Consider the following 12,634-nt stretch of genomic DNA (forward strand, 5'->3'; position numbering starts at 1 on the left):
CATAACGATTCAATGATCCGCCTAGCATAGCTGATAAGCAATAGCGGCAACAACACCCACAGCGTCAGGGAGCGGTATTTCAGCGGCAATCATTCAAATTCTGAAGAATTATTCCCTGCCATTCCATTTTAACCCGCGTGCTCCGTTTGTTTTGGACTAAAATTATCAGTGTGATAATCATAAGTGCCTGTTTTGTCGCTGCGGCGATCGCCTGCGGGATACAAGGAGATAACGATGGACAAGGTTGCTCAATACTACCATGAATTACTGAGTTCTCTCAGCCAACGTCTGGAAGATGGCGAAAGGGATATTGATACGCTGGTAGACGATGCCCGGCAGCGTTTGTCGGGCACCGGCGATCTTACGCCCACCGAAGTTGAACAGGTTTGTGGGGCCGTGCGCCGTGACCTGGAAGAATTCGCCCGCAGTTATGATGAAAGCCGGGAAGACGATGATGAGAGCGTCTTTCTGCGGGTTATCAAAGAAAGCCTTTGGCAGCGGTTGGCGGATATAACCGATAAAACCCAGCTTGAATGGAAAGAAGTATTTAAAGATGTCAGCCATCACGGGGTCTATCACAGCGGCGAAGTCGTCGGGCTGGGCAATCTGGTGTGCGAACGCTGTCATCATTATCTGGCGTTCTATACACCGGAAGTCCTGCCGGTTTGCCCTGCTTGCGGCCATGATCAGTTCAATCGTCAGCCGTTTAGAAACTGAACTGACCAGTGATTCGCCGCCGATGCACCCGGTTGCGTATTGAGATGGCATTATATTATCTGCTAGGCAGCTAGGCAGCTAGGCAGCTAGGGCAGCTAGGGCAGCTACGGCCGCCAAGGTTGCGGAGTAACAGAGACCGGTGTTGCGGCCGACTGTTCAGCCGCACCCTTTTTCGACAGCCGCCCCAGGAAATAGTGGCCAGACTATCCCACCGCCAGCTTGGGGTACCTTGGGTCACCCGCCTGAAAACCGAACGGCAGACCGGCGCATTACACGTTGCTGGCTGCCACCGGACTCAATGTAGGATCTTGGCCAGGAAATCGCGGGCCCGATCGGATTGAGGATGCTGGAAAAAGGCTTCCTTCGGTGAGTCCTCTATGATTTTCCCTTCATCCATGAAAATCACCCGGTGCGCGACCTTGCGGGCAAAGCCCATCTCATGGGTGACCACCATCATGGTCATGCCTTCCTGGGCCAGTTCCACCATGACATCCAGGACTTCATTGATCATTTCCGGATCAAGCGCCGAGGTCGGCTCATCAAACAGCATCGCGATAGGATCCATGCACAGCGCCCGGGCAATGGCCACACGCTGTTGTTGACCGCCGGACAGCTGGCCGGGAAACTTGTCTGCGTGGGCACTCAGGCCTACGCGCTCCAGTAGCTTGAGCCCTTTCTGACGCGCCTCGGCCTTATCGCGCTTAAGCACCTTCACCTGCGCCAGCGTCAGGTTCTCGATAATCGACAGATGGGGAAACAGTTCGAAATGCTGAAACACCATGCCGACACGTGAACGCAACTGCGCCAGATTGGTGCCTTTATCGTTCACCGCCGTTCCGTTGACCAGTATTTGCCCCTGCTGAATCGGCTCAAGGCCGTTGACGGTTTTAATCAATGTGGACTTGCCTGAGCCGGAGGGGCCACAAACGACCACCACTTCGCCTTTTTTGACTTCGGTGGTGCAGTCAGTCAGAACCTGAAAGTGACCATACCATTTTGAAACGTTTTTCAGGGAAATCATCAAACTGTCCTTTTCTTCAAATAATTCACCAGCAGGGAGGCACTCAGGCTTATGACAAAATACACCAGGCCGGCAAACAAAATCATTTCTACCTGGGTCCCATCACGCTCGCCCATCGAAGACGCGGAGCGGAAGAAATCAGCCAGACTTAATACATAAACCAATGAGGTATCCTGGAACAGGACAATCCCCTGGGTTAATAGCAGCGGCACCATGGCGCGAAATGCCTGGGGCAGGATGACCAGCTTCATCGACTGCCAGTGGGTCATGCCCAGCGCCAGCGCGGCCGAAGACTGGCCCCGAGAAATGCTGATAATCCCGGCACGGATGATTTCAGAATAATACGCTGCTTCAAACAGCGAAAAAGCCACCATCGCTGAAATAAGCCTGATGTCGGTCTGCGGCGAAATGCCCAGTACTTTGGTCAGCAGGCTTGGCACCACCAGATAAAACCACAACAGCACCATCAGCAGCGGCACTGAGCGGAACAGGTTGACATAAATTTTGGCGAACCAACTGACAGGTTTGATTGGCGATAGGCGCATGACCGCCAGTACCGTGCCCCAGATAATGCCGAAGAACACCGCGGTAAAGGTGATCTTCAAGGTAATTATCATGCCTTGCATCATATAGGGCAGGCCGGGAATGATCGAACTCCAGTCAAATTCGTACATTATTTGCCTCCCATATAGCCCGGCAGGCGAATTTTTCTTTCTACAAAATACATGCTCAACATGATCAGGGCGTTGATTATCAAATATCCCACGGTGATGGCGGTAAATGATTCATAGGCGTGGGCTGAATAATCCAGCAGTTTGCTGGCTTGGGCGGCCATTTCCACCAGCCCGATGGTGGAGGCTACCGATGAATTTTTCACCAGATTCAGCATTTCAGAGGTCATCGGCGGTACGATGACCCGATAGGCATTGGGCAGCAGCACATAGCGGTAGGTCTGGGACAGAGTCAGCCCCATCGCCAGGCCGGCGGCCTGCTGGCCTCGGGGCAGGGACTGGATACCTGAGCGCACCTGCTCGCAGATGCGGGCTGCGGTAAAGAGCCCAAGGCAGATCATCGATGAAACGAAAAACTGGATATTGGGATCCAGTTCCGCCTTGAACCACATGCCGATATCGGCCGGCAGCAGTTCCGGCACCACCAGATACCAGATAAAGAACTGCACAATCAGGGGGACGTTACGAAATAACTCGACATAGCCGGTACCCAGCGCCGAAAGGAAACGGTTGGGAACGGTACGCAGGATACCGAATATCGACCCGACGAAAAAGGCGATGATCCAAGCGCATAACGAGACCGCCACGGTGACTTTGAAGCCTGACCAAAGCCAGCCTAGATAGGTGGTGTTGCCAAACGGGGCCGCTTCGAAAAAGATACCCCAGTTCCAATCTATTGACATAAAAACTCCGGTAAAAAAGGGTAGCATGGCTACCCTGAAGATTGATGAACGGCTATATGAACCGCGCAGCGGGGAACGGCCGCCGCACGTCTGTCTGTCCTTGCCTTTTCCAGCAATCGATAGGGTGGGTTATAACCCACCCTTATTATCGTTATTAGTTTACGGCCTTGTCGTTAGGGGCGCTGAACAGCTGCTTGACGTCATCGGACATATCAAAATTCATGTTCAGATTCTTGGGTGGGATAGGCTGTTTGAACCAGGTGTCATACCATTTCGCAGCGGTGCCGGACGTCTGGATTGAAGCGATGGCGGTGTCGACCAGTTTCTTGAACTCCTGATCATCCTTGCGCAGCATACAGCCGTAGGCTTCTTTTGATTGAGGCGTACCCAAAATATCCCATTGATCGGGTTTCTTGGATTTGGCGCGTTCGCCGGCAAGCAGCGCATCATCCATCATGAAGGCCACCGCACGGCCGCTTTCCAGTGTACGGAAAGAGTCGCCATGATCTTTGGTGCTGATGATGCGCAGGTCCAGTTTCTTCTCATCATTCAGCTTATTCAGCAGCACTTCCGAGGTGGTGCCGGCGGTGACAACCACGGTTTTGCCTTTCAAATCGTCGAAATCTTTAATATCGCTGCCTTTCTTGACTGCCAGACGGGTGCCGATGATAAACACGGTATTGGAGAATGCGACCTGTTTTTGCCGTTCTGCGTTATTGGTGGTTGAACCACATTCGAAATCATAAGTGCCATTTTGCAGCAGCGGAATACGGTTTTGCGACGTGATCGGCAAGTATTTAACCTGCAGATTAGGCGCCTCAACTTTTTTCTTTACCGCATCGACAATGGCATCGGAGTAAGCCTGGGAATAACCGACCACTTTTTGTTGATTATCGTAATAGGAGAAGGGAACAGAGGATTCTCGGTGGCCGACAACGATAACGCCACTGTCTTTGATTTTCTTCAGCGTACCGGTCAGCTCTTCCGCATGGGCCATACTGCCGGCCATGCCGAGGATTAAAAACGATAAAGCCAATTTGCGCATTTGCATCTTCCAACTCCTTTGCTGTCAACATGCCGCCGGTAACGTGTTCGACGGCTGCAATCATGAGTATCACGTTAGCCCCGGTTGAGGTCTGACGCGTAAAGTCAAAGCGGGGTACGTTAAAAATAGATGAATGTAAATAATTTGAAATAGAAATGTTTACCTTTTGCGAGACAGAGCGCACCATTAAATTGCACGCTGACGCTTATGCACCAACATGGTGCGTATATTGCACCATTCAAGCAGCTCTGATGACGATAGCTATTGTTCGCGACCGGTAATTCTTCACATTCGATATAGTTAGCAGCAAAAATCATGCCATTTAGAACAATTGCCCCTGGGTGGGGCATGGGAGGAGGTTATTCTGCGTCGCTTCGAGCGGCCGAAATGGCGACATGGGCTTTGAATACTTCGAGGGCGGTCGGTAGCTGGCTGCGATCTGCCTGTTTTTCGCTGTTCCACAGATCGGCAAAAGTAATAGCCCGGCCGCAATGGATAAACACCTCATCGACATCAATGACGATAATGCTTTTCGCCGGGTGGCCGTTTTGAGCAAAGCGGCCGCACAGTTGTGGGTCGACCGAAATACGGGCGCGGCCATTGACTCTGAATCCCTCAGCCCAGCCAGGTATAAGAAACAGGATGCCGACGAAAGCATTCTGCAAAATATTGCTCAAACCATCAAGACGGTTGTTGCCTGACCGGTCAGGCAACAACAGGGTTTTGCTATCCTCTACATGGACAAAGCCCGGCTCGCCGCCTTTGGGGGAGCAATCGATACCGGACGCGCCGAGGGTGCCCAGCACGATAAACGGCGACAGGTTAATCAGGCGCCGAGCGTAGTCATCAATATGATCAATCTGCTTTTGCACCACAGCTGGATAGGGCTGGGCATAATGTTCGCGCAGCGAAGAAGGCTCGGTAAGCAAAAATTGAGGGTCGATATTCATACAGGGCTCATCGTTCAAAAGGTTATCATCAGGTTTTTAGCGCCGGCGGCGGCCAAAAACCACGCAGCCGAATGCCAGGATCAGGGTCGCGCCCCACAGCGGCCAGTTGCCAAAACGGGCATACGGCGTCAAACCCCGGGTTGGGGTAACTCGGGCATGGAGCACCTCACGGGTAAACTGGGGCAGCAGGCTGGCCGGATTACCGTCGGCGTTTATGACGGTGGTAATGCCGTTATTGGTGCTACGCAGCAGCGGCCGGCCCAGCTCCAGCGATCGCATCCGCGCCATCTGATAATGCTGCCAGGGACCGATGGAATGACCAAACCAGGCATCATTGGAAATGGTCAGCAGGAAATCTGAATCAGGACGGAAATTGTCCCTCACCTGTTCCCCCAGAATAATTTCGTAACAGATGGCGGCGGTCAGCTTCATGCCGGCCACGCTGAGCTGGGGCTGGACATAGTTTCCCCGGCTCAGTGATGACATCGGCAGGTTAAAGAAGGGCGCCAGAGGACGCAACAGTGATGCCAAGGGCACATATTCCCCAAAGGGGACCAGATGATGTTTGGCATAGCGGTCCGGGCTCGGGTAACGGTAAGGTGTATTCTCGCCCAGTACGACAATGCTGTTATAATAATCGTAGCCGTGTGGTGTAGGCCGGGCATCGATTATGCCGGTAATCAGGCTGGTGCGCTGTTCACGCAGCAGTTCATCCAGCTCGGTCAGGAAAGCATTCTGATCTATCTCGTTATCCGGAATGGCGGACTCAGGCCAGATGATCATCTGCGCTTTTCCCAGGGCTGGCCGACTGAGACTGAGATAGGTCTGGAGCGTAGGGCGTACCTGATCTGCCTGCCATTTCAGCGTCTGGGGAATATTTCCCTGCACCAGAGCCACGTCAACGGCGCGCTCAGGCTGTTCAGTGGTCCATTGTATCTGTCTGAGCGGCCAAGGCGCTATCAGCAGCAGTAGGGCAGCGATGGCCGCGCCTTTGCTGCGTTTGCGCCAGGCAAAAACCAACAACCCGCTGATGGCCATCAGCGCAAACGTGATGCTCTCGACGCCAAACAACGGGGCAAGCCCTTTCAGTGGACCGCTTATCTGACTATAGCCAAACTGCAGCCAGGGGAAGCCGCTCAGCACCCAGCCGCGCAGGAATTCGCTGACTTGCCAGAGCACCGGCGCCGCCAGTGCCAGACGCCACCAGGTGACATCGGGCCAGTAACGCGTCAGCATCCAGGCAAACAGCATTGGATACAGCGCCAGGTAGGCGGCCAGGAGTACCACCAGTCCCACATTGACCGGGCCGGGCATGCCGCCGAACTGCGCAATGCTGACATACACCCAGTTTACACCGGCACCGAACAGACCCATTCCCCAAGCGAAGCCGATCCAGGCGGCCTGGGATGGGCGACGGTTGAGGGTCAGTGCCTGCAGACCCGCCAGAGAAACCAACGCGGCCGGCCAGAGATCGTAAGGCGAAAAGGCCAGGGCGCCGCAGGCACCGGCCAGCAACGCCAGCAGCATGCGAATCTGCTGGCGTTCAATCAGCGAAACACGGTTCATTGAGACGTTATTCTTCCATGACGGGTTGGGGGGAGTCTTCAGGGATTTTTACATGAACCTGTATAATGCGCCGGCTATCGGCCATGGCGACTTTAAAGGCATAACCATCAATCTCGATAGTTTCGCCCCTGGCCGGCAGATGACCAAAGGCCTGCATCACCAGGCCACCAATGGTATCCACTTCTTCGTCGCTGAAATGGGTATTGAACACATCATTGAAATCTTCAATCGGGGTCAGTGCGCGAATGGTAAAGGTATGCCGATTCAGCTGGCGGATATCCCGATCTTCTTCGTCGTCGTATTCATCTTCTATTTCTCCGACGATAAGCTCAAGAATATCTTCGATAGTGACCAGGCCGGACACACCGCCAAATTCATCAATGACAATGGCCATGTGATAACGCTGGGAACGGAACTCCTTGAGCATCCGGTCGACGCGCTTGCTTTCGGGAACGACAACTGCCGGGCGTAACACTTTTTCCATACTGAAAGGTTCGGAATTGCTGAGCATGAACGGCAGCAAATCCTTGGCCATCAGGATCCCTTCGATATGATCCTTGTCCTCGCTAATAACCGGAAAGCGGGAGTGGGCGGATTCGATGATGACATCCAGGCACTCTTCCAGCGATTGGTTTTTCTTGAGCGTCACCATTTGTGAGCGGGGGATCATGATATCCCGGACGCGCTGTTCGGCGATATCCATTACGCCTTCAAGCATATCGCGGGTGTCGGGATCGATCAGTTCGTTTTGTTCGGAGTCGCGGATCAAATCCAGCAAATCATTACGATTTTTGGGCTCTCCGTGAAAAAGCTGATTCAGTATCAGGGTAAAAAAGCCCTTCTTGGGACTGGGGCTGTCACTGCTCTGCGAATGGTCGTCGCTCATGGCGTTCAGTTAATTTCACTTATAGTGGGGATAGTAAAAAGCACCAGGCATTACGCCCGGTGCCGCTATTTAAACATTCTTTTCAGCCAGGTAAGGATCCGGGAAACCCATCTGCTGCATGATTTCCATTTCCAGCGATTCCATTTCTTCGGCTTCATCGTCTTCGATATGATCATACCCTAGCAGATGAAGACAGCCGTGGACAACCATATGTGCCCAATGGGCATCCAGGTTTTTATCCTGTTCAGTGGCTTCCCTTTCCACTACCTGCCGGCATATCACCAAATCGCCCAGTAAGGGGAGTTCGATCCCCGGCGGTGCTTCAAAGGGGAATGACAGCACATTGGTGGGTTTATCCATGCCGCGGTAAGTCAGATTCAGCTCATGGCTTTCGGCCTCGTCCACCAGTCGGATCGTCAGTTCAGCCTGCTCGCAAAAACGGGGAAGCACACCCTGTAGCCAGCGGGTGAAATCGGCTTCAGCCGGCAGTCCCTGAGGCTGTTCACAGGCCAGTTGCAAATCGAGGATAACCTCACTCATCGGAAGGCTCCAGCGCATTTTCATCAGATGGTGAGCGGCCGGCAGCGGCCTGAGACTTGCTGCGCTCAGCCATGGCCTCGCGTTTGCGTTCGCGGGCGACGTCGTCACGATGGCGTTCGTCGGCCGATTCCCAGGCTTCATAGGCATTCACAATCAGCGCCACCACCGGATGACGCACCACGTCTTCACTGTTGAAGAAGTTAAAGCTTATTTCTTCGACCGACGACAGTACTTCGATAGCATGACGCAGGCCTGACTTCTGATGGCGTGGCAGGTCAATTTGCGTTACGTCGCCGGTAATGACCGCCCTGGAGTTAAAGCCGATACGGGTCAGGAACATTTTCATCTGCTCGATCGACGTATTCTGGCTCTCATCGAGGATGATAAAGGCATCATTGAGTGTACGGCCGCGCATGTAGGCGAGTGGGGCGACCTCAATGACATTACGTTCAATCAGTTTTTCAACCCGTTCGAAGCCCAGCATCTCAAACAGCGCATCGTACAGCGGCCTGAGGTAAGGATCGACTTTCTGGCTGAGATCGCCTGGCAGGAATCCCAGTTTTTCACCGGCTTCCACCGCCGGACGGGTCAGCAGGATACGCCGGATCTCCTGGCGCTCCAGTGCATCTACCGCCGCCGCTACCGCCAGGTAGGTTTTACCGGTACCCGCCGGGCCGACGCCAAAGGTGATGTCGTGATCAAGAATATTGGCGATATACTGAGCCTGGTTTGGCGTGCGGGGCTTGATAACGCCGCGCTTGGTCTGGATATGAATGGCTTTGCCGTAGTCCGGCACGCTGTCGGCCGCCTGTTCAAGCACCCGGCTTTCTTTAATCGCCAGATGGATCTGTTCAGGGTCGATATCGCTTGAAACCCCTCTGACCGGGGCGGTATCGACATACAGGCTGCGCAGGATAGTGGCGGCTGCATCTACGCACAGTAGTTTACCCACCAGTTTGAAGTGGTTATCCCGGCGGTTGATTTCTATGCCCAACCGGCGCTCAAGCTGTTTGATGTTGTCATCAAATGGTCCGCAGAGGCTCAACAGGCGTTTGTTGTCTGCTGGCTCCAGTACGATTTCTTTCGTGTCGACGTTCAAACTCTTCCTCTGGGCCTTAAAGGCCGCGTTAACGGATAACAGGATTATAATGACCGCATGCCCGGTCAGTAACGGCCTTTTGATGCTGATTTACACTCTCATGATTGTAGCACCGCCGGCCCGCTGTTCAGGTTTCGGGCATACAGATAATATTGGGGGCGCGACAGAAAATTGCAACCAGCGTGTGAAATGGTAGCTGAGTGCAAAATGCAACCGAGGTGTAAAGTAGGGCATGGGCGGCTTATGGCCGCCCGTCTGGGGATGTCGGAAAGGGAGTCAAGGCTGGTAAACACCCACGCCGATAGCATTTTCTTTACGGGTTCTCGCAATGACCTGTGCCGGCGTCTCGTTAACCCGCAGGCCCATCTCATCTTCAGTCCGCACCACAATGCCGCGCAGTGAGTTAGGGTTGACATCGACGATGTCGACATCGACGAACTTGCCGATAAGATCTGGCGTCCCTTCAAAATTAACTACGCGGTTGTTTTCAGTGCGCCCTGACAACTCCATGATGCTTTTACGGGAGGTGCCTTCGACCAGTATGCGCTGAACGGTGCCTTGCATACGGCGGCTGTACTGCATCGCCTGTTGGGTAATGCGCTCCTGCAGCAGATGCAGACGCTGTTTTTTCTCTTCCTCAGCAACATCATCGACCATATCGGCGGCGGGAGTGCCGGGACGGGCCGAATAAATAAAGCTGTAGCTCATATCAAAATTGACTTCGCCGATGAGCTTCATGGTCTGCTCAAAGTCAGCCTGGGTTTCGCCGGGGAAACCGACGATGAAATCGGAGCTTATCTGGATACCGGGACGCGCCTTGTGCAGTTTGCGGATGATCGCTTTGTATTCAAGTGCGGTATGGGCTCGCTTCATCATGGTCAGAATGCGGTCGGAACCGCTCTGTACCGGCAGATGGACAAAGCTGACCAGTTCAGGCGTGTCGCGATAAACCTCGATGATATCGTCGCCGAACTCAATCGGGTGGCTGGTGGTGAAGCGCACCCGGTCAATACCGTCTATCGCGGCGACCAGGCGCAGCAGTTCAGCGAAACTGCCTTGCTCGCCATCGTAAAAGCTGCCACGCCAGGCGTTGACATTCTGCCCCAGCAGATTAACTTCGCGAACGCCCTGCGCCGCTAACTGGGCTATCTCAAACAGGATATCATCGCAGGGCCGGCTGACTTCTTCGCCGCGGGTATAGGGCACCACACAGAAGGTGCAGTATTTGTTACAGCCTTCCATAATTGAAACGAACGCCGTCGGCCCGTCAGCGCGCGGTTCGGGCAAGCGGTCAAATTTTTCAATTTCCGGAAAGCTGATATCCACGACAGGACTGCGGTTGCCGCGCACCCGATTGATCATTTCCGGCAGGCGATGCAGGGTCTGCGGACCAAAAACAATGTCCACATAGTGAGCCCGCTGGCGAATATGCTCGCCTTCCTGAGACGCCACGCAGCCGCCCACCCCGATAATCAGGTCCGGGTTGGCCTCTTTCAGCATGCGCCAGCGGCCCAGTTGATGGAACACCTTTTCCTGTGCCTTTTCCCGTATCGAACAGGTATTAAGCAACAGGACGTCCGCTTCTTCAGCGATCTCCGTCAACTGATAGCCATGGGTGCTATCCAGTAAGTCAGCCATCTTGGATGAATCGTACTCATTCATCTGACAGCCCCAGGTCTTGATATACAGTTTTTTGGTCATCGGCTTGCCATTACTCGGGTGCGGGAAACATCATTAAGGCTTAATGCAGGGCGCATAGTGTAATCCTTTGGCGTTGTTGTGACCAGCGCGCCGGTCAAAGGGTTATCTTTAAGTCTGGAAAAATGCGGTACACTGAAGGCTATTCCGACCATATTACTCGAAAAGCATAGTCAAGATGAATACAGAAAACCCCTCTTTTGATGTGGTGGTGTCCGGCGGCGGCATGGTGGGTGCCACCGCCGCGCTGGCACTGGCGCAGAGTGGATTCAGCGTACTGGTGCTGGATCATGTGATGCCCGCCGCCCCTGGTGCGGGCGCGATACCTGACTTGCGGGTATCGGCCATCAGTTGCGCGTCGGTGGCGATGCTGCGTCAGGTCGGCGCCTGGCAGCGTGTCGACCGCCATTTTCAGGTGCCTTACCGGCGTCTGGAGACCTGGGAATGGCCTGAGTCGCTGGTCTCGTTTGACGCGTCGGCGCTGAAACTGCCTGAGCTGGGCTTTATGATAGAGAACAACCGTTTGCAGCAAGCGCTGTGGCAGGCTTTCGACAACTGCGACAATCTTGAGCTGCGCTGTCCGGCCACCCTTGAAACCATGCAGTATGATGGCGGGTGTTGGACCCTGGGTCTTGATAACGGCGATCGGGTCAGCAGCCGATTGCTGATAGGCGCTGACGGCGCCCGCTCAAAAGTGCGCCAGCAGGCCGGTATTGGCATCGATGGCTGGCAATATCGGCAGTCCTGCATGCTGATTACCGTCAGTACCCCGCTGGGTCAGCAGGACGTCACCTGGCAGCAGTTTACCCCTGAGGGGCCACGCGCCTTTTTGCCGCTTTATGATAACTGGGCCTCACTGGTGTGGTATGACAGCGTGGAAAAAATCAAGCGCCTGCAGGGGATGGCTCTGCCTGAGCTGGAGCGGGAAGTGGCCCGCACCTTTCCGCCACGGCTAGGCAGTATCAAGGCACAGGCTGCCGGCTCTTTCCCGTTGGTGCGCAGCCATGCCCAGCGCTATGTCGGCCCCGGGCTGGCACTTATCGGTGATGCCGCCCACACCATCAATCCGCTGGCGGGGCAGGGCGCCAATCTGGGGTTTCGCGATGCGGATGCGCTGGTGGAGGTGCTTATCAATGCCCGATCCCGGGGTGAAGCCTGGGATAGTGAGACGGTGCTCAAGCGCTACCAGCATCGCCGGCGGGCCGATAATCTGTTAATGCAAAGCGGGATGGACTTTTTTTACAACACTTTTAGCAACCGCGTTCCCCCGGTCAGGTTGGCACGAAATATCGGGCTGATGCTGGCCCAGCGTGCCGGGCGACTGAAAACGCAGGCATTGAAATACGCGCTCGGTCTTTGACTGGGCGTTAAGCGCCAGGCCTGATGGCTATTTAATGAGATGAGTGACTCCCTGCCCAGGAAAAATGCAGACGGGGTAGCGGGATATTGAAACGAAAAAGGGGCAATGCTTTTAAGCATTGCCCCTATTTCGTGCTGCTTGCGCAGTCTTTGTGTGGCTGGGGTACCAGGATTCGAACCTGGGGTGGCGGAATCAGAATCCGCTGCCTTACCGCTTGGCGATACCCCAAAAATGTGGTGGCTACGACGGGAATCGAACCTGTGACCCCAGCATTATGAGTGCTGTGCTCTAACCAGCTGAGCTACGTAGCCAAATTGTACTTAAATATTCGTAAGTTA

Annotated in this window: 12 protein-coding genes and 2 tRNA genes; 2 read left to right on the top strand and 12 right to left on the bottom strand. The window is 54.3% G+C overall.

The genetic code is table 11. From position 1 onward, the window contains the following. Window positions 1-234: 234 nt before the first annotated feature. Window positions 235-717, top strand: coding sequence for a zinc ribbon-containing protein (locus EDC52_RS07595; RefSeq protein WP_131864743.1), 483 nt, complete (start codon window positions 235-237; stop codon window positions 715-717). A gap of 295 nt (window positions 718-1,012) precedes the next feature. Here EDC52_RS07595 and EDC52_RS07600 read toward each other — a convergent pair whose 3' ends face one another. From EDC52_RS07600 to miaB, 10 genes are all read right to left on the bottom strand, one after another. Then, window positions 1,013-1,738 carry an amino acid ABC transporter ATP-binding protein gene (locus EDC52_RS07600; RefSeq protein WP_131864744.1) on the bottom strand — a complete coding sequence of 242 codons (726 nt, stop codon included), beginning with the start codon at window positions 1,736-1,738 and terminating at the stop codon, window positions 1,013-1,015. Further along, a complete protein-coding gene (gene gltK, locus EDC52_RS07605; RefSeq protein WP_131864745.1) occupies window positions 1,738-2,412 on the bottom strand; it encodes a glutamate/aspartate ABC transporter permease GltK in 675 nt (224 codons plus the stop codon). The genes EDC52_RS07600 and gltK overlap by 1 nt, the downstream gene beginning before the upstream one ends. Beyond that, window positions 2,412-3,152 (bottom strand): amino acid ABC transporter permease, encoded by a 741-nt coding sequence (locus tag EDC52_RS07610; RefSeq protein WP_131864746.1) that lies wholly within the window; start codon window positions 3,150-3,152, stop codon window positions 2,412-2,414. Before EDC52_RS07610 ends, gltK begins: the two co-directional genes overlap by 1 nt. Window positions 3,153-3,306: 154 nt before the next feature. Further along, window positions 3,307-4,203, bottom strand: a complete 897-nt coding sequence (locus EDC52_RS07615) for a glutamate/aspartate ABC transporter substrate-binding protein (RefSeq protein ID WP_131864747.1) — start codon at window positions 4,201-4,203, stop codon at window positions 3,307-3,309. Between the two features lie 353 nt (window positions 4,204-4,556). Next, complete coding sequence (locus tag EDC52_RS07620; RefSeq protein WP_131864748.1) at window positions 4,557-5,147, bottom strand: MSMEG_1061 family FMN-dependent PPOX-type flavoprotein; 591 nt, start codon at window positions 5,145-5,147, stop codon at window positions 4,557-4,559. Between the two features lie 36 nt (window positions 5,148-5,183). Then, window positions 5,184-6,713: an apolipoprotein N-acyltransferase gene (lnt, locus tag EDC52_RS07625; protein ID WP_131864749.1), complete on the bottom strand. Its 1,530-nt coding sequence runs from the start codon at window positions 6,711-6,713 to the stop codon at window positions 5,184-5,186. A gap of 7 nt (window positions 6,714-6,720) precedes the next feature. Further along, window positions 6,721-7,599, bottom strand: a complete 879-nt coding sequence (gene corC / locus EDC52_RS07630) for a CNNM family magnesium/cobalt transport protein CorC (protein ID WP_131864750.1) — start codon at window positions 7,597-7,599, stop codon at window positions 6,721-6,723. Between the two features lie 69 nt (window positions 7,600-7,668). Beyond that, window positions 7,669-8,139, bottom strand: coding sequence for an rRNA maturation RNase YbeY (gene ybeY, locus EDC52_RS07635; RefSeq protein WP_131864751.1), 471 nt, complete (start codon window positions 8,137-8,139; stop codon window positions 7,669-7,671). Continuing rightward, a complete protein-coding gene (locus EDC52_RS07640; protein WP_165911677.1) occupies window positions 8,132-9,238 on the bottom strand; it encodes a PhoH family protein in 1,107 nt (368 codons plus the stop codon). Before EDC52_RS07640 ends, ybeY begins: the two co-directional genes overlap by 8 nt. A gap of 276 nt (window positions 9,239-9,514) precedes the next feature. After that, on the bottom strand, window positions 9,515-10,939 hold the full coding sequence (miaB, locus tag EDC52_RS07645; RefSeq protein WP_131864753.1) for a tRNA (N6-isopentenyl adenosine(37)-C2)-methylthiotransferase MiaB: 1,425 nt from the start codon (window positions 10,937-10,939) through the stop codon (window positions 9,515-9,517). A 175-nt stretch (window positions 10,940-11,114) separates the two neighbouring features. On the opposite strand from miaB, the gene ubiF reads away from it, so the two are divergent. Then, window positions 11,115-12,296 (top strand): 3-demethoxyubiquinol 3-hydroxylase, encoded by a 1,182-nt coding sequence (gene ubiF / locus EDC52_RS07650; RefSeq protein ID WP_131864754.1) that lies wholly within the window; start codon window positions 11,115-11,117, stop codon window positions 12,294-12,296. Between the two features lie 154 nt (window positions 12,297-12,450). Here the strand turns inward: ubiF and EDC52_RS07655 are convergent. Next, a tRNA-Gln gene (locus tag EDC52_RS07655) sits at window positions 12,451-12,524 on the bottom strand. Window positions 12,525-12,530: 6 nt separating this feature from the next. After that, window positions 12,531-12,607 (bottom strand) — tRNA-Met (locus EDC52_RS07660). Window positions 12,608-12,634 lie beyond the last annotated feature (27 nt).

Source organism: Biostraticola tofi (assembly GCF_004343195.1).
In the GTDB taxonomy this organism is placed as follows: domain Bacteria; phylum Pseudomonadota; class Gammaproteobacteria; order Enterobacterales; family Enterobacteriaceae; genus Biostraticola; species Biostraticola tofi.